Here is a 17,072-nt window from a genome sequence, read left to right on the forward strand (position 1 = left end):
GGCCGCCCTTACCGTTGAGCTCTATATTAGACCAAGATGCTCCGCTTTCAAATCTTTGCGAGCAGCGTCATGTCGCCACAAGAAAACGCCGCCCGGAGGCGGCGTTAAGTGGCTCTTTGACTCGAGTCTTTTATTTTACGCGATTCCAGACGGAAAGCCGCTTCACACTTTTCCTGGAATTGCTCCGAGGATCAGAACTCTTCCCAGCTCTGTTCGGCGGCGGCCGCATTGCCGCCGAAGGCGCGGGCGACCTTGGCGATCGCCCGGCGGGCCGGCGAGGTGACCGGTCTTTGCGGCTCGTTGCGGACGAGTGCCACAGGTGCCGGCGCATCATCCGGCAGTTTGAAACGGGCAATGAGGCGCACCAGCCCATTGGCTTCGGCCGAAAGCCTGTGCGTGGCGGCGGAAGTCTCTTCCACCATCGCCGCATTCTGCTGGGTTACCTGGTCCATCTGGTTGACGGCGGTATTGACTTCCTTGAGGCCGGTCGACTGTTCGGTCGCAGCCGTCGCAATCGAATGGATATGGTCGTTGATGGCAATCACGCGGGTGCCGATTTCGGCCAGCGCCTCGCCGGTCGCCTGGACGAGCTTGACGCCGACCTGCACCTCGTCGCCCGATTTGGTGATCAGCGCCTTGATGTCCTTGGCAGCCGTTGCCGAACGCTGAGCGAGTTCGCGCACTTCCTGCGCCACCACCGCGAAGCCCTTTCCGGCCTCGCCGGCGCGAGCCGCCTCGACGCCGGCGTTCAGCGCCAGCAGGTTGGTCTGGAAGGCGATCTCATCGATGACGTTGATGATCTGGCTGATTTCGCGCGAGGCCTGTTCGATGCGCCCCATCGCCTCGACGGCATTGCGCACGACGACGCCGGAGCGGCCGGCATTCTCCTTGGCTTCCGACACCATGATGGTGGCTTCATGCGCCCGCTCGGTGGAATTCTGGACGACGGCGGTGATCTCGTCGAGCGCTGCCGATGTCTCTTCGAGGGCGGCCGCCTGCTGCTCGGTGCGCTTCGACAGGTCGTCGCTGGCATTGCGCAGCTCGGCGGTGTTGCCGTTCATCGCTTCCGTCGTCTCACGCACTTCGCGCATCGTCGCCTGCAGGGTGACGAAGGTATTGTTGACGTTCTGTTGCAGCTCAGCGAAAGCGCCCTGGAAGTTGCCGCTCATCGTCTGGGTGAGATCGCCTTCGGCAAGGCTTGCGACGACGCGGCGGGTCTCACCGATGCCGGCATCGACGCTCGACAGCAGCGTGTTGATGTTGCCGGCAAACTGGTTGAGGTTGTCGTCCTCGTAGTCCTTGCTGATGCGATGGCTGAAATCGCCGGCCGCTGCCGCGGCCACGACGACGGACATGCTCGACTGCAAGTCGTCGCTCTTGGCGCGCATCGCCGCCTCCTGGGCGTTCAGGCGCTTGACGGCGAGGCCGTTCGCCTTGAAGACCGCAACCGCTGCAGCCATCTCGCCGATTTCGTCCTGGCGCCCGGCGAAGGGAACCTCGGCGTCGAAATTGCCGTCGGCGACTTGCTTGATCGCATGGGTGACGCGTTTGATCGGACGGCTCAGATGGCTGGTGCCGATATAGAAGCCCATGCCGATGCCGGCCGAAATGCCGATGCCGGTGATGCTGAGGACGAGCATCAGCACCCAGGAGCGGAAGCTCTCAATCTCGGCGTTGACGGCCTGCAGCGCGGCCTTGTCGGTGGCGACGACGGCATCGATTTCTGCCTGGAACGCCTTGCGGTTGGCGCGGTTGGCGTCGTTGTTGCCCTGTTGGCCGGCGGCCTCGGGGCCGACTTCCGTGCCGAGGCGGGCCGTTTCCGTGCGGAAGGTACGGAATTCCGCGGCACGGGCGACAAGCTTGGCAAAATCGGCCTTCTGGCTCTCGGGAACGAGCGGCGCCCAGCCCGAGATGACCTTGTCGATCTCGTCGAGGCCGGCCATCAGGCCCTTGGCGAAGTTCGGCGTATCCTTGATCGTTTTGGCGGCATAGATGCCGCGCGATTCCATGACCACGGCGGTGACGAAACGATTGAGGCGTTCGCCGGCATAGGCGCGGCTGGCGGCGCGCTCGTAAGCCGTCAGGTTGCGACTGTATTCGTGCATGGCGGACAATGCCGTTGCACCGATCAGAAGTGCCACCGCGCCCATCACGCAAACCAACAGATTAATTTTGCCACGGATCTTCAATGCAATGCCTCCTAGCTACGCCAGTGCCTGGAAAGCAAATTCCCAGTCCATGCGTTGAATATCGGCGAAATTTATTAAAGTTAGATTTCTAATATTTACGATTATGGCTTCGGAATTGATCCGTGCCGAATGCGGTCGGGCGGCGTAAACGCCTGAAAACCGGGGCGATCGATCTGCCGCAGCGCAAAACTACAACCAGTCAGGGCAGGCCTCATTTGTTAACACCAGAGTGCGAAAATACTTTGGAGCCGGCAGCGCAGAGTGAAATTATCCGGCAGAATTGACTTTTACGACCTTCATCCTTATAAGCCCGCGCACGTCCGGTCACTCAAGCCTTTCATGGCCCGCCCGTTCGAAAAACAACGCTCCTTGCATTATGCAAATTCAAGAAGGGCCGCACTCCGCGGTGTTTAAAATAAATGAAGCGTACCTACCAACCATCCAAGCTTGTTCGCAAGCGTCGCCACGGTTTCCGTGCCCGCATGTCCACGAAGGGTGGCCGCAAGGTCATCGCAGCCCGCCGCGCGCAGGGCCGCAATCGTCTGTCGGCGTAAGCCGGGTAGCCCGGTAAGAGATGGCGGGCGAATTGACGATCAGTGAGAAGAAACACACTGTCGGGCGGCTGAAGAGCCGCCCGCAGTTTCTTGCCGCGCGCGAGGGCGAAAAACGCCGAGGCGGCCTTTTCCTTCTCGAAGTCCTCGACCGGAAGGAACCCGACAGCCAGGCACGCGTCGGTTTTACAGTCACAAAAAAACATGGCAACGCGGTCGAACGGAACCGTATGCGCCGCCGCCTGAAAGAGGCGGTGCGGCTTCATGCGGGGTTTGCAATGCAGCCCGGACACGACTATGTGGTTGTCGCGCGCAGGGACGTGCTTGACGCGTCCTTCCAGGAATTGGCCGCGGAACTGAAATCCCGCGTGGAAACCAGGCCGAAACACCGGCGCTCCGGAGACGGACGCCCCAGGAACGTATGATGGAAAACAACCGCAATTATTTCATTGCGATCGCTCTCTCGGTGCTGATCGTCCTCGGCTGGCAGTTTCTCTATATGAATCCGCGCATCGAGGCCCAGCGCAAGGCGCAGGAAGCCCAGAAGGCGCAGCAACAGACCGAGCAGGTGCAGCAGCCGGCAGCAGGCGGTCAGGCACCGGCCCAGACGAGCGGCGCGGCCCCTTCCGGCCAGGCAGCCGCGACGGCGACGCTCGAGCAGGCGCTGCAGAAGTCCCCGCGCGTTGTCATCGATACGCCGGCACTTTCCGGCTCGATCAACCTTGCCGGCGCCCGCCTCGACGATCTGAAGCTCAAAGGCTATCACGAAACCGTCGACGACTCGAGCCCGATCATCACGCTGTTCAGCCCGGCCGAGACCAAGGACGGCTATTTCACCGAACTCGGCTATATCGGCAGCGACGCGACAGGCGCCGTTCCCGGCGCAGCGACGCTCTGGACCGCGCCCGAGGGCGCCAAGCTCACCGAAAAGACGCCGGTGACGCTCTCCTACACCAATGACAAGGGCCTGACCTTCACTCGCACCATTTCCGTCGACGAACGCTATATGTTCACCGTCGCCGACAAGATCGAGAATACCGGCCAGGCGCCCGCATCGCTTTCTTCCTACGGCCGGGTGACGCGGTACAACAAGCCGACGACGCCCTCCGTCTACGTGCTGCATGAAGGCTTCATCGGCGTGATCGGCGACGGCCTGATCGAAACAAAATATAGCGCCGTTGAGGAGGAAGCCGTCACGCCGGCGAAATCCACCGGCGGATGGCTTGGCATCACCGACAAATACTGGGCCGCGACGATCGTTCCGCCGCAAAGTGCGGCCTATGAGGCGCGCTTCTCCCACTTTGCCGATGGCCAGCCGCGCTATCAGGCCGATTACAAGGATGATGCCTTCACCGTTGCGCCGGGCCAGTCGATCGAGCTCAAGAACCTCGTCTTCGCCGGCGCCAAGGAAGTGCCTGTTATCGACGGTTATGAGGCCAGCTACTCGATCCCGAAGTTCGACCGCCTGATCGACTGGGGCTGGTTCTATTTCATCACCAAGCCGATGTTCAAGCTGATGGACTTCTTCTTCCGCTACTTCGGCAATTTTGGCGTGGCGATCCTGTGCACGACCATCGTCGTCAAGCTCCTGTTCTTCCCGCTCGCCAGCAAGCAGTACGCTTCGATGGCGAACATGAAGCGCATGCAGCCGAAGATGGAGGAGTTGAAGGCAAAATTCGGCGACGACCGCATGGGGCTGCAACAGGCGATGATGCAGCTCTACAAGGAAGAGAAGATCAATCCGATCGCCGGCTGCTGGCCGGTGGCGCTGCAGATCCCGATCTTTTTCTCGCTCTACAAGGTGATCTACATCACCATCGAAATGCGGCACGCACCCTTCTTCGGCTGGATCAAGGACCTTTCGGCGCCCGATCCGACGACGATCGTCAATCTGTTCGGCCTGCTGCCTTTCGAGGGGCCGGCGCTGCTACACCTCGGCGTCTGGCCGCTGATCATGGGCATCACCATGTTCGTGCAGATGCGCATGAACCCGACGCCGCCCGATCCGACACAGGCGATGATCTTCAACTGGATGCCGCTGGTGTTCATGTTCATGCTGGCCAGCTTCCCGGCCGGCCTGGTCATCTACTGGGCCTGGAACAACACGCTCTCGGTGGCCCAGCAGGGGCTGATCATGAAGCGCCACGGCGTCAAGGTCGAACTCTTCGACAATCTGAAGGGTCTGTTCCGACGAAAAGAAGTACCGTCGAAATGACGCTTGCCAAGCCCCGCTCCGGCGGGGCTTTTCATTTCCGGTCGGCGGACGACGGAAACAAGGCATGCCGCGCAGGCGCCCGTCAAAGCTTGACATCCGCCCACAAAACCACGAAGCCCGGTAAAAGACCGAACCCAGAGATTGCAGAACCCGGATGTCCGACATCGAAAAGCCGCTCTTCGGCCACCCATGGATTTTCATCCGCGGCGTGCCCTCCCTGAATTTCCTCCCGCCGGAAGGGCCGTTGGAAGTGGCCTTTGCCGGTCGCTCGAATGTGGGCAAGTCGTCGCTGATCAATGCGCTGGTCGGCCAGAAAGGTCTGGCGCGCACGTCGAATACGCCGGGACGCACGCAGGAACTGAACTATTTCGTTCCGGACGGCTATTCCGGCGAAGGCGGCGACCTGCCGCCGATGGCGATCGTCGACATGCCGGGCTATGGTTATGCGCAGGCGCCGAAGGAGCAGGTCGACAAGTGGACCAAGCTCGTCTTCGATTATCTGCGCGGCCGCGCGACGCTGAAGCGCGTCTATGTGCTGATCGACAGCCGCCACGGCATCAAGAAGAACGACGATGACGTGCTTGATCTGCTCGACAAAGCCGCCGTCTCCTACCAGATCGTGCTGACCAAGACCGACAAGATCAAGGCGGCTGGTGTGCCGAAGCTGCTTGCCGAAACGGCCGAGAAGATCCGCAAACGCCCGGCCGCCTATCCCGGCGTGCTCTCCACCTCATCCGAAAAGGGCAACGGGCTGGACGAGTTGCGGCAAGCGATCGCCGAAACCGTCGGCATCGCCCGCTGGAAGTAGGAAGGCCTGAGTACCCGGACGCGAAGCCATGTTCGGTGTAAATGTCTTCGCAGCATCCCACAGTTGAACGTAGCACCAACAGAAAACTAACGGTTGACGTCGCATGCTTGATGAGCTAGATAGCGACCATCGAATTTTGCTTGCTGGCTTGGTTATCGCGCGATTGGCACCGCGCCCTGAACGAACTTCCTTTCAAAAATCGCTATCACCATCCGCACCGCCTTGGCGTTGCGGTTCTTCAATATTGCTATGAAAGGGTTCATCATCATGGCCACTGGCACAGTTAAATGGTTCAATTCCACCAAAGGCTTCGGCTTCATTCAGCCTGACAATGGCGGCGACGACGCCTTCGTTCACATCTCTGCCGTCGAGCGCGCCGGAATGCGCGAACTCGTCGAAGGCCAGAAGATCGGCTTCGACCTCGAGCGTGACAACAAGTCGGGCAAGATGTCCGCTTGCAATCTCCAGAATGCTTAAATCGATATCTGCTTCCCTTTGACCACGGATGTACTGGCACTGCCGGAAGCAGGTTATCAATCCAAGGCCAGGCGATTTGCCTGGCCTTTTTTTTCGCTCGCGCGTCGAGCCCATCCGTATCGGAGCCAACATGACAGAAACATACAGCAAGTCTCGCCAGCGGGCGGAGATTGCCTTCGGCAACGTCCAGACCCAGTTCTTCGCCAAGAACCAGGCGGCCGAAGAGCTCGAATCCGACGCACAATCGCAACAGGCAAAGACGTTGCGGCTTCGGGAGGCCCGGCTTGCGAGGGAGCATAGTAACCGGGTGTCGGCAACCTCTGCCCTCATTGCGAAACGCGCCAGAGCCCGCTGAGATCGCACACCGATCGGCAAGGATCGAGATTTAAAACGCGTCTGAAATGACGGGCTTGCAGATCGCGCGCTACAGCACGACCCAAAGCGTGCTGGCATTCACTCGCATCAAGGAAGCATCAATGGCAGAGACTCCGCAGGAACTTCAGTCGATCAATACGGCCTGGCAGATCGCCATTCAGGAAATTCTGCGCATGGTGATCAGAGACATGTATCACGGCGGCGGCGAGGCTTCGTTCAAGACGCATATCAAGCGTATCGAAGAAGCAGCCGTCGACAGTATTTACACGGATTTGCGGCTGCGCGGGACTGATGAGTGGACGGAAGTGCTAATCAAGGAAAGGGCGAGCAATTTTGTCACGACCCTGCTGACGTCATTTACCTATGACCGGGCTTAAATCACGAATAATCGCCGAGTTAGGAAACGGCTTGCATGGACTGACCGGCGTTGATTGCGCTTGCGTCCCTGCAGTTTTTAAAGCAACCCTAGTTCTCCTGTTGTCCAGGAGCAGCCGCGTCCACGAGTAATATTTGATGACCGATAGCAAAGACCAGCCGATTTCGCCGGAAGGCGTCGGCAACTTGCCCCATCTTGCCGAAGCCCTTGATGATGACCGGTTTCGACACTTTCTCGACCATGTGCCATTCGCTGTGGCTGTCTCCGAACTCGGTGGCGACGAGCCGCTGATTTATGTCAATCTCGAATTCGAACGGCTGACGGCGCTTGAGGCAACCCAAGTCCAGGGAAAGCCCTGGCCGGACATTGAATTGAAATCTACCGCCGTCTCCGGAGAAGTGCCGCTTACCGCCGCTGTGACCTCTGCAGAAGAGTATATTGGTGCCTTCTCGCTGGTGGCCGAACCCGAGAGCACCGTCATTATCGATGTCTGGTCGAATACGATCGTCGCCGATGATGACACGCCACTTTTCCGACTGGTGGCCTTTGCTGCCCGCAATGAGGCGACGGCCGCTGAGAGCTTCAGCGAACTGCTGACGGAGAAAGATGTCCTTCTGCGGGAACTTCAGCATCGCGTGAAGAACAATCTTCAGATGATCACTGCGCTCATCCGAATGGAGGCGCGCAATGCTCAACAGAATGAGGAAAGCGAGAGGTTTGCACGGCTTGCCGGGCGGATTGAAGCCTTGGCCCTGCTCTATCGCTCGCTGTCAGACGAAGAGAAAGGCGCCACAGTCGATCTTGGCACCTATGTCAGCCAGATTGCCGCCTCGGTGATGGCGGCCCACGCCGTGGAAGGGATCCGGCTGGACATGAAGGTCGATACCTGGCCGGTTTCGGTCGATGTCGCCATGCCGGCCGGCCTCGTCATCAACGAACTCCTCACCAATACGCTGAAGCATGCCTTCGTGGGGCGTGATGGCGGCGAAATCACGCTCCGCTGTGTCGTCGGCGATACCGGCTGCAGGATCACCGTTGCCGATAACGGGGTCGGCCTTCCCCAGGATGTGACTTGGCCGCAGCCGGGAAAGCTGAGCGCGATGATCGTACAGTCGCTGAAACAGAATGCCCGCGCCGAGGTTGAAGTGAGCTCGTCCCCTGACACCGGTATGAGTGTCTCCCTCGTCTTCCCGAGAGCCGAAGCGGCCCAATAGAGCGCCGCGCGTCTTTTCAGACGCGCTAAGGACGCTCTATCACTTTGAATCTGCGCGTAATCCTTTCCGAAAATCGATTCCGACTTTCGGGCTTATGCGCTAGCCACCTCATCAATTTGTGTCTGGGGCGCCCGAAAGAGCGCCCCAATCCGTCTGTCGCTACGAGCGGGCTTACATTTTCGGCAACAGCACCTTGTCGACAACGTGGATAACGCCGTTCGATTGCTTGACGTCGGCGATCGTCACATGGGAGACGCCGCCGTTTTCATCGGTCAGCGTGATCTTGCCCATGTTTTCCTTGGCTTTCAGCACGCAGCCGCCGACGGTCTTGATATCGTGCTCGCCGCCGTCATCCTTGATCATCTTGGCAACGGTCTTGGCCATCGCATCGGCGGCAACGACGTGGCAAGTCAGAACCTTGGTGAGCGTTGCCTTGTTTTCCGGCTTCAGCAGCGTGTCGACGGTGCCCTTCGGCAGCGCCGCAAAAGCTTCGTTGGTCGGCGCAAAGACGGTGAAGGGGCCCTTACCCTCGAGCGTCCCGACTAGGCCGGCGGCCTTGACGGCGGCGACCAGCGTTGTGTGATCCTTGGAATTCACGGCGTTCTCGATGATGTTCTTGTTATCGAACATCGCCGCACCGCCGACCGTCGGGTTTTTCGCAGCGGCAAAGGCGACGGCGGACATGGCGGTGGCGAGCGCGAAGCCGCGGAATACGGACTTGATCATGATTTTCTCCTCACCGGACACCATCCGCGGGGCTTTATGCCTGAGCGTCGTCCGGACAGTTCGAACTACGGAGGGCCGTACCGAAGAGTTTCAGTGGGGAGACATGATTTATGGCCGGCACGATTATGGCCGGTGCAGGGGACCGCTTGCGATCACCGGACCAGTCGCCTGGCCGGTCGGCGAACCGCCGAAGGGTTCGAGACTGACGGCAAGCGTTGCGCCATCGGCTATCATGCTGCGCAGTTCGGCGGGAATGACAAGTTCACCGCTTTCGCCCGGCTGGAAGACGCCGAGCGATCTCGTCATGCCGCTGCCCGGTACCAGCCAAAGTTCCAGCGACTTCTCCTCCGGCTTGCCGGCGGCAACCGGCACGATCTTCAGCCGGCCGCTCTGAAGCTCGTAGGAGGCAAGAAGATTGATGGTGCTGTTCTGGCCCGAAAGCGAGGCTACAAGCGGTGCGGGCCCCTGCGGCTCCGGCACCACGCCGGAGGCGAAAATGACGGCGCTGACAGCGACGACGATGCAGGCGAAGCTCAGCGAGCGCCAGAAAACGGCGGAATTCCAGAGCCCCTGCGAAAAGGAATGGGGCTTTTGGCCATCGCCGAACAGCCGCGCCTCGATCTGCTTGAAGGTGTCCCGGTTCGGAGCAACGCCTTCATACTCGTCGTTAAAGGAGGAGAGGTTGGTTTCCCAGCGGCTGACGATCGCAGCGAAGGGGCGGTCGTGGCGCATGCGCTCTTCCACCACCCGGCGATCCTGCAACGACAGGACGCCAAGCACATATTCGCCGGCGAGAACCTCGTCGCGGGAGCGGTCTCCCTTGCTTTTGTCGGGCGATGTCATCGTTCCATGCACTCTCTCAGTTTCAAGAGGCTGCGCCTGAGCCAGGTCCGCATCGTGTTCAGCGGGACACCAAACTGATCGGCCAGTTCCTGGTAGCTCAGCCCTTCGACATAAGCCCGTTTCACCGCGACCGCACGATCAGCTTCCAACTCTTCCATGCAGGTGTCAATCCGCCTTCCTTCATCCTTCGTCACCGTCTGCATCTCCGGGTCGGGTCCGGCATCGGCAAGATCGTAGACCGTGTCTAATTCGTCGGCGACGGGCTTGCGCGCCCGCAGCGCATCGATCGACCGGTTGCGGGCAATTGCGGCCAGCCATGCGGAGGACGAACCCGAGGCGACGGAGAAGCTGCGAGCGCGTTGCCAGATGCTGATGTAGACCTCCTGCAGGGCTTCTTCAGCTTCCGTGCGATCCTTCAAGATACGCAGGCAGATCGAGAAAAGTTTCGGCCCGGTCTGGTTGTAAAGGGCCACGAAAGCACTGCGGTCGCCGAGTGCGACGCGGCCGATCAAGTCTGCGATCTCATCGCCTTGCATGCCGTTCCTCATCTCAAGCTTGCGTGCGCCAGACGGTAACGGCGTCCGGCTTCGCGACAGATACGAAAAACTATTGCCCTCTGGATTATTCCCTCTGCCAGAAACTTGCGATAAAAGGCCGCGAACAATTCTGCGGGGTTCCCATGAACGAAACCGAAAGCGAACTGCAGGCCCGGCTTCTGGCCAAGGCGCTGCCCTTCATGCAGCGTTATGAGAACAAGACGATTGTCGTGAAATATGGCGGCCACGCCATGGGCAATCCCGAGCTCGGCAAGGCCTTTGCCAGCGACATCGCGCTCTTGAAGCAATCGGGCGTCAACCCGATCGTCGTTCACGGCGGCGGCCCGCAGATCGGCGCCATGCTAAGCAAGATGGGCATCGAATCGAAATTCGAGGGCGGGCTTCGCGTCACAGACCAGAAGACGGTCGAGATCGTCGAGATGGTGCTCGCCGGCTCGATCAACAAGGAAATCGTCGCGCTCATCAACCAGACCGGCGAATGGGCGATCGGCCTTTGCGGCAAGGACGGCAACATGGTCTTCGCCGAAAAGGCGCGCAAGACCATCAAGGATCCGGATTCGAACATCGAGCGCGTGCTCGATCTCGGCTTCGTCGGCGAAGTGGTCGAGGTCGACCGCACGCTGCTCGATCTGCTTGCCCGCTCCGAGATGATCCCGGTCATCGCCCCCGTGGCGCCTGGCCGCGACGGCGCCACCTACAATATCAATGCCGACACGTTCGCCGGCGCTATTGCCGGCGCGCTGAACGCCACCCGGCTGCTGTTCCTGACCGATGTGCCCGGCGTGCTTGACAAGAACGGCCAACTGATCAAGGAGCTTTCCGTCGCCGAAGCGCATGCGCTGATCGCCGATGGCACGATTTCCGGCGGCATGATCCCGAAGGTCGAGACCTGCATCGATGCGATCAAGGCCGGCGTGCAGGGTGTCGTCATCCTGAACGGCAAGACCGCCCATTCCGTCCTGCTGGAGATCTTCACCGAGCACGGCGTCGGAACGCTGATCGTTCCCTGAACGAGGCTGCGCCCTTCACTACGAAGGGCGGATCTTCCTGGCAGGGAAACAGGGTATCGAGGAAAGAAATGCGCCTGACAGACTGCTATAATTTTCACGATTTCCGGCGCATGGCCAAACGGCGTCTTCCCGGGCCAATATTCGACTACATAGACGGCGGCGCCGATGACGAGGTGACGTACCGGCGCAATACGGCGGCCTTCGAGGCCTGCGATCTGGTGCCTGACGTCTTGCGTGGTGTGGCCGATGTCGACATGTCGGTGACCGTCATGGGGCAGAAGCTCGCAATGCCGGTCTATTGCTCACCAACGGCGTTGCAGCGCCTTTTCCACCATCAGGGAGAGCGGGCGGTCGCGGCAGCGGCGGCAAAACACGGCACGATGTTCGGCGTCTCGTCGCTCGGCACGATCAGCCTGGAGGAAGCGAGACGGATCAGCAACGGGCCGCAGGTCTATCAGTTCTATTTTCACAAGGACCGCGGCCTCAACCGCGAGATGATGGCGCGAGCGAAAAATGCAGGCGTGCAGGCGATGATGCTGACGGTCGACAGCATCACCGGCGGCAACCGCGAGCGCGACAAGCGCACCGGTTTTGCCATTCCCTTCAAGCTCAATCTTGCCGGCATGACCCAGTTCGCGATCAAGCCTTCCTGGGCGATCGACTGGCTGACGCACGAGCGCTTCGCCCTGCCGCAGCTCGAAAACCACGTCAAGATGGATGGCGGCGCGCTGTCGATCAGCCGATACTTCACCGAGATGCTGGACCCCTCGATGTCATGGGACGACGTAGCGGAGATGGTGCGCGAATGGGGCGGGCCATTCTGCCTGAAGGGCATCATGTCGGTCGAAGACGCCAAGCGCGCGGCCGAGATCGGCTGCAGCGGCATCGTGCTTTCCAATCATGGCGGGCGCCAGCTTGACGGCTCGCGCAGCGCATTCGACCAGCTGGCCGAGATCGTCGACGCCGTGGGCGACCGGATCGACGTGATGATGGATGGCGGCGTGCAGCGGGGAACGCATGTTCTCAAAGCATTGTCGCTGGGGGCGAAGGCCGTCGGGCTCGGGCGCTACTATCTCTTCCCGCTTGCCGCTGCCGGACAGCCCGGCGTCGAACGGGCGCTGGAGACGATGCGCACCGAGATCGAACGCGGCATGAAGCTGATGGGCTGCACCTCGGTCAGCCAACTCAGCCGACGGAATCTGCGCTTCCGTTCCTGAGCGGAACGGGATTTCATTCCGGGCCGCAGCCTTTCGCACCAGATCTGCGGCCCTCGGGCATTCGACGTTAGAGCGGGCTATAAATCGCCGCCGCCTCCTGTTTCAACTTTTCCATCATCGACCGGTAAGGCCCCGGACCATAACTGACGCGGCCGACACCGAGTTTTGCCAGCGTCTTCACGTCCGGGGCGCCTGTCCGCATCATGATGTTGACCGGCAGCGGCGATGCCGCACAGATTTTTTCGATCAAGGCGGGATCGATCAAACCAGGCACGAAATAACCGCTGCCGCCGGCGGCCGCATAGGCCTTGCCGCGCTCGATTGCCTCGTCAACCAGACCGGCATGTTTGGAAAGATCGCTCTCGGCCAGGAAGAGATCGGTACGTGCGTTGATGAAGAAGGGGACGCCCTTACCTTCCGCCATGGCCCGAATGGCGCGGATGCGGGCCGCCTGCCTCTCGGCCGGATAAAGCCCGCCACCGCCGACCACCTGATCTTCGAAATTGATGCCGACGGCGCCGGCCTCCAGCAGTTTCGACACATTGGCCGCAGCCCCCTCAGGCTCGGCCGAATAGGCGCCTTCGAAATCGACCGAAAGCGGCAGGTCGACGGCAGAGGTGATGGATTTCGCCGTGTCGACCAGCACCGACATCGGCAGTTTTTCGCCGTCGGCATAACCATGGGCCGCGGCGACCGACCAGCTTCCCGTCGCAAGCGCCTTGGCGCCGGCATCGGCAACCGCCTTCGCCGTCCCAGCATCCCAAATATTGTAAAGAACAACCGGGTCGCCCTTGCGGTGCAGCGTGCCGAACAGCTCGGCCTTTTCACTCTGGTTCATACCGTCTCCTCCATCTTTGCTTGCGTGCTGATCTTCTCTTCATGCCGCAGCAGCCATTGCTTGCGCCAGAGCCCGCCGCCATAGCCGGTCAGCGAACCATCCGCGCCGAGGATACGATGGCAAGGCACGATGATGGCAAGCTGGTTGGCGCCATTGGCGCGGCCGACGGCCCGCACGACTTCCGGCCTTTCCATGTCCCTTGCAAGATCGCCATAGGCGCGCGTCTGGCCGGCAGGAATCTCCATGAGCTTTGCCCAGACATGTTTTTCGAAGGGTGTGCCGCCGAGCGCCAATGGCGTCTTGAAGACGGTGAGCCGCCCTTCGAAATAATCCCGGATCTCCGCCGCGATCTGATCGATCGCCGGCGTGCGGCCGATCGCGACCGACGAGCGGACGCGCTTCTGCAGCGCCTCGAGCTCGGTCGGCAGCGCCTTACGGTCGTGGAATTCGAGAAGATGCAGATGCGTTTGGTCGGCAACGGCCACCATCGGCCCGAGCGGCGTCTCGAACCAGTCGGCAAAGAGCAGTTCGCGGTTCTGCGACAACGCCGGCGCCTTGCCGACCAGCCGCTGGAAAGCCGTCCGGAAACCACTTGGGGAGTCATAACCCGCATCGAGCTGCGCATCGATGACGCGCGCGCCATCGGCCAGCTGACGGGCCGCCTCGCCCAGCCGGCGATAGCGGACGATATCGTGGAAGGTCATGCCGAGCCCGCGTTTGAAGGCGCGGCGCACGGTCGAAGGATCGTGGCCGCGGCGTACGAGCTCATCCTCGGTCCAGCGCAGTTGCGGCTCACGGTCCAATGCGGCAAGCAACTCGTCGACGATCGGCTCCCTGCCAGGCTGCTCTAGCGGCTTGCAGCGCTGGCACGGGCGGAAGCCGGAATGCATACAGGCGGCGATCGTATCGAAAAAGAGCGTATTTTCCCGCTTCGGCTTGCGCGCCGGGCAGGTCAGGCGGCAGAAGATGCCAGTCGTCTTCACGCAGACATAGGCCTGCCCCTCATAATCGGCACTGCGCGCGATCAGGGCATCATAGAGCGTATCGTCATCGGGGCGTTCGAAAAGCATGACCGCTTTCTAGCATTCCGTGCCTGCGCCGTCCGCCGAAAATCGGGCGTCTATTTTATTCCGCCTCGTCGAGGCCTTTCACATGTCGTTGCGGGCGCAGCATGGATTCCTCCTCTGCATCCTGCGGGGCGCCCCAGAAATTCTCGAGCGTCGGGCCATCCTTGAGATGGCGGCGGCGGAAGAGAAATTCGAGGATCTCGTGAAACCAGACGCGACGACCCATTTGCGTATACCAGCGCATGGAATGGCGTTGCTCGCGATCGCGATGGAAGAGGATGCGCAGCAGTGCCTTCGGCCGCGCCTGGACCGCCACCTCGATGAGCTTAACGCAGGCGACCAGCACCATCGGGGTGAGATACCGCATCTTCAGCACCTGATGCTTATAGTCCCATTTGCGGATATCGGTTTCGATGACCTGTCGATCGCGAGCGATACGGAAGAAGGGCGTCCAGCGATGTGGCGTCACATAGAGCGCCTGGATCTGGTCGGGATCATAGGAGAGCAATTGCCGGAAGCCGCGCCAGATATGGCTCAGCTTCTCCTCCTCGAAACCGACGACCCAAGTCGCCATGGACAGGATATCGTGTTGGCGCAGAAGGCGGATCGCCTCCCTGTCGGTTGTCTTTGCTCCACCCTTCTTGATCAGCGTCAAGGTCGCCTCGTCGGTGTTTTCCATACCGATCAACCAGCGCACGACACCCGCCTTGCGGTAGAGATGCAGGATATCGGCATCGCGGACGATATCATCGGCCCGTGTCGATCCGACGATCTGCACCGGCACATTCTCGGTGATCATCGCTTCTAGAAAAGCGAGCCACGCCTTTCGCGAGGAGGTCGGATTCTCGTCGGCGAGATTGATAAGTTCGACACCCTCTTCGCGATAAAGCCTGGCGATCTCGCGGGCAAACAGTTCCGGCGAGCGGTGACGCCAGCGGGTCCAGAAGCCGCGCTGGCCGCAGTAGTTGCAAAGATGCGGACAGCCGCGCGAAAACTGCATGACGACAGCGCGCTTGCCGCCCCAATAACTGTAGTGGCGATGATCGATCAGCTCCCAGCCGACGCGATAGGCATCGAGATCGGCGATCGCCTGCGCCGGCTGTGTTGCCAGGATGTCGCCATCGCCATCGCGAAAGGCGATGCCGGGAACGGTTGCGAGCGGGAGGCCCGTCGCCAGGGTGCCGGCAAGCCGCCGCATCGTTTCCTCGCCTTCGCCGCGCACGAGGATATCGAATGCCTCGGCCTCGGTCAGCACCTCCCGCCAGTGATAGGTCGGGAAGACACCGCCATAAACAATGCGGATAGCAGGATCGCTGTGCTTGACCGCCTCTGCGATCGCCCGGGCGGTGGGATGGGCCGAGGTCGAGCCGGAATGACCGATCAGCACCAGATCGGGGTCGCTAACCGCCACACGGCTGACAATCTCCGCTATCGTCATCGGTCCGAATTCGGCATCGACGAGACTGACGATATGACCGTCGTCGATCAGCGGGCCGCCGATCGAAAGAAGGCCGAGCGGTGGAAGGTGATCATCGGGAATTCGACTGCCGATCGCCGTATGCGGCGGATTGATCAGAACGATCTTCATGCGACTTTACCCCTTGCGGGTCCCCTGTTTGGCGCAGGCAGAAGTCACCACCGATCAATGGCAATATTCAGCCAAAATCCTCTTAAAGTTGTGAAAATCTGACGGCATTTTTGCGGAAGCTGCAGCCAGGCGAACCTGGGAGCCAAAAGCCCTTTTGTTTCCCGCTGCAGCCGTGCCATAAGACCGCCATGACCAAGATCGACCGCATGCCTGACAAAGCCGATTTCCAGCACGTTACAGACTGGGTCTTCGACCTCGACAACACGCTCTACCCGCATCATGTCAATCTCTTCGCGCAGATCGACAAGAACATGACCGCCTATGTTGCGGCACTCTTGCAGATGGAGCGGGAAGAGGCGCGCAAGCTGCAGAAGCAATATTACCTCGAGCATGGCACGACGCTGCAGGGCCTGATGATCCACCACGGCATCGATCCGAACGACTTTCTCGAAAAGGCGCATGCGATCGACTACACGGCGCTGGCGCCGCAGCCGGAACTCGGCGAGGCGATCAAGGCGCTGCCGGGGCGCAAGTTCATCTTCACCAATGGCAGCGTCAAACATGCCGAAATGACGGCGGAGGCGCTCGGCATTCTCGAACATTTCGACGACATCTTCGATATCGTCGCCGCCGACTACGTGCCGAAGCCGGCGCAGGCGACCTACGACAAGTTCACGGCACTGAAGCGCGTCGAAACCACCAAGGCGGCCATGTTCGAGGATCTGCCGCGCAACCTGACGGTGCCGAAGGCGCTCGGCATGCAGACCGTGCTGCTCGTACCTCGCAATCTGGAAGAGACGGTGGTCGAATGGTGGGAAAAGACCAGCGGCGAAGAGGATCATATCGATTTCGTCACCGATGACCTCGCCGCTTTTCTCGGCAAGATTACCGGCTGATAGCCAGTCTTTATTTGATGCATGTCGTTATCCCAAAACCGCTGCACACGTTTGGGCGACATGCATTAGGGCACAGACTCATAACGACCTGATCCAGATGCGTGTTGCGGCGAGTTTGATCGCAG

General features: G+C 60.6%; 18 protein-coding genes. 11 read left to right on the forward strand and 7 right to left on the reverse strand.

The features are described from left to right. Window positions 1–191: 191 nt before the first annotated feature. A complete protein-coding gene (locus G9X64_RS30725) occupies window positions 192–2,189 on the reverse strand; it encodes a methyl-accepting chemotaxis protein (protein ID WP_168307904.1) in 1,998 nt (665 codons plus the stop codon). A gap of 419 nt (window positions 2,190–2,608) precedes the next feature. Here G9X64_RS30725 and rpmH point away from each other — a divergent pair, with 419 nt between their 5' ends. The 8 genes from rpmH to G9X64_RS30765 all read left to right on the forward strand — a co-directional run bounded on the left by rpmH (window position 2,609) and on the right by G9X64_RS30765 (window position 8,205). After that, window positions 2,609–2,743: a 50S ribosomal protein L34 gene (rpmH, locus tag G9X64_RS30730; protein ID WP_003545006.1), complete on the forward strand. Its 135-nt coding sequence runs from the start codon at window positions 2,609–2,611 to the stop codon at window positions 2,741–2,743. Window positions 2,744–2,763: 20 nt separating this feature from the next. Further along, window positions 2,764–3,165: a ribonuclease P protein component gene (gene rnpA / locus G9X64_RS30735; protein WP_003545005.1), complete on the forward strand. Its 402-nt coding sequence runs from the start codon at window positions 2,764–2,766 to the stop codon at window positions 3,163–3,165. Then, entirely contained in the window at window positions 3,165–4,955 is a 1,791-nt protein-coding gene (yidC, locus tag G9X64_RS30740) for a membrane protein insertase YidC (RefSeq protein WP_168308104.1), read from the forward strand. Before rnpA ends, yidC begins: the two co-directional genes overlap by 1 nt. Before the next feature lie 154 nt (window positions 4,956–5,109). Then, entirely contained in the window at window positions 5,110–5,763 is a 654-nt protein-coding gene (gene yihA, locus G9X64_RS30745; RefSeq protein ID WP_168307906.1) for a ribosome biogenesis GTP-binding protein YihA/YsxC, read from the forward strand. Window positions 5,764–6,030: 267 nt separating this feature from the next. Further along, a complete protein-coding gene (locus G9X64_RS30750) occupies window positions 6,031–6,240 on the forward strand; it encodes a cold-shock protein (protein WP_003545000.1) in 210 nt (69 codons plus the stop codon). 130 nt (window positions 6,241–6,370) lie between these two features. Continuing rightward, window positions 6,371–6,595 carry a hypothetical protein gene (locus G9X64_RS30755; protein ID WP_027666179.1) on the forward strand — a complete coding sequence of 75 codons (225 nt, stop codon included), beginning with the start codon at window positions 6,371–6,373 and terminating at the stop codon, window positions 6,593–6,595. Between the two features lie 121 nt (window positions 6,596–6,716). Beyond that, complete coding sequence (locus G9X64_RS30760) at window positions 6,717–6,992, forward strand: hypothetical protein (RefSeq protein WP_168308105.1); 276 nt, start codon at window positions 6,717–6,719, stop codon at window positions 6,990–6,992. A 136-nt stretch (window positions 6,993–7,128) separates the two neighbouring features. After that, the gene (locus G9X64_RS30765) at window positions 7,129–8,205 is read left to right on the forward strand and encodes a sensor histidine kinase (protein WP_168307907.1); all 1,077 of its coding nucleotides are present in this window, start codon (window positions 7,129–7,131) and stop codon (window positions 8,203–8,205) included. A 171-nt stretch (window positions 8,206–8,376) separates the two neighbouring features. On the opposite strand, the gene G9X64_RS30770 is transcribed toward G9X64_RS30765, so the two are convergent. The 3 genes from G9X64_RS30770 to G9X64_RS30780 form a co-directional block, all read right to left on the reverse strand. Further along, window positions 8,377–8,931, reverse strand: coding sequence for a fasciclin domain-containing protein (locus G9X64_RS30770; protein WP_168307908.1), 555 nt, complete (start codon window positions 8,929–8,931; stop codon window positions 8,377–8,379). A gap of 123 nt (window positions 8,932–9,054) precedes the next feature. Continuing rightward, window positions 9,055–9,774 carry an anti-sigma factor gene (locus tag G9X64_RS30775; RefSeq protein ID WP_168307909.1) on the reverse strand — a complete coding sequence of 240 codons (720 nt, stop codon included), beginning with the start codon at window positions 9,772–9,774 and terminating at the stop codon, window positions 9,055–9,057. Beyond that, window positions 9,771–10,310 (reverse strand): sigma-70 family RNA polymerase sigma factor, encoded by a 540-nt coding sequence (locus G9X64_RS30780; protein WP_168307910.1) that lies wholly within the window; start codon window positions 10,308–10,310, stop codon window positions 9,771–9,773. The genes G9X64_RS30775 and G9X64_RS30780 overlap by 4 nt, the downstream gene beginning before the upstream one ends. Before the next feature lie 143 nt (window positions 10,311–10,453). Between G9X64_RS30780 and argB the strand changes: the two genes are divergently transcribed. Together argB and G9X64_RS30790 are read left to right on the forward strand one after the other, a co-directional pair. Beyond that, window positions 10,454–11,341 (forward strand): acetylglutamate kinase, encoded by an 888-nt coding sequence (gene argB, locus G9X64_RS30785; protein WP_168307911.1) that lies wholly within the window; start codon window positions 10,454–10,456, stop codon window positions 11,339–11,341. Between the two features lie 68 nt (window positions 11,342–11,409). Then, window positions 11,410–12,558 carry an alpha-hydroxy acid oxidase gene (locus tag G9X64_RS30790; RefSeq protein ID WP_168307912.1) on the forward strand — a complete coding sequence of 383 codons (1,149 nt, stop codon included), beginning with the start codon at window positions 11,410–11,412 and terminating at the stop codon, window positions 12,556–12,558. 67 nt (window positions 12,559–12,625) lie between these two features. Here the strand turns inward: G9X64_RS30790 and G9X64_RS30795 are convergent, their stop codons facing one another. From G9X64_RS30795 to bchE, 3 genes are read right to left on the reverse strand one after another with little or no spacing between them, the layout of a single operon-like run. Next, window positions 12,626–13,396 carry an isocitrate lyase/PEP mutase family protein gene (locus tag G9X64_RS30795; protein WP_168307913.1) on the reverse strand — a complete coding sequence of 257 codons (771 nt, stop codon included), beginning with the start codon at window positions 13,394–13,396 and terminating at the stop codon, window positions 12,626–12,628. Further along, window positions 13,393–14,466 carry a bifunctional transcriptional activator/DNA repair enzyme AdaA gene (locus tag G9X64_RS30800; RefSeq protein ID WP_168307914.1) on the reverse strand — a complete coding sequence of 358 codons (1,074 nt, stop codon included), beginning with the start codon at window positions 14,464–14,466 and terminating at the stop codon, window positions 13,393–13,395. The genes G9X64_RS30795 and G9X64_RS30800 overlap by 4 nt, the downstream gene beginning before the upstream one ends. A 55-nt stretch (window positions 14,467–14,521) precedes the next feature. Further along, window positions 14,522–16,051 (reverse strand): magnesium-protoporphyrin IX monomethyl ester anaerobic oxidative cyclase, encoded by a 1,530-nt coding sequence (bchE, locus tag G9X64_RS30805; protein WP_168307915.1) that lies wholly within the window; start codon window positions 16,049–16,051, stop codon window positions 14,522–14,524. A 188-nt stretch (window positions 16,052–16,239) separates the two neighbouring features. Between bchE and G9X64_RS30810 the strand changes: the two genes are divergently transcribed. Further along, entirely contained in the window at window positions 16,240–16,947 is a 708-nt protein-coding gene (locus G9X64_RS30810) for a pyrimidine 5'-nucleotidase (protein WP_168307916.1), read from the forward strand. Window positions 16,948–17,072 lie beyond the last annotated feature (125 nt).

This window comes from Rhizobium sophorae (assembly GCF_013087515.1).
GTDB classification, from domain to species: Bacteria; Pseudomonadota; Alphaproteobacteria; order Rhizobiales; family Rhizobiaceae; genus Rhizobium; species Rhizobium sophorae.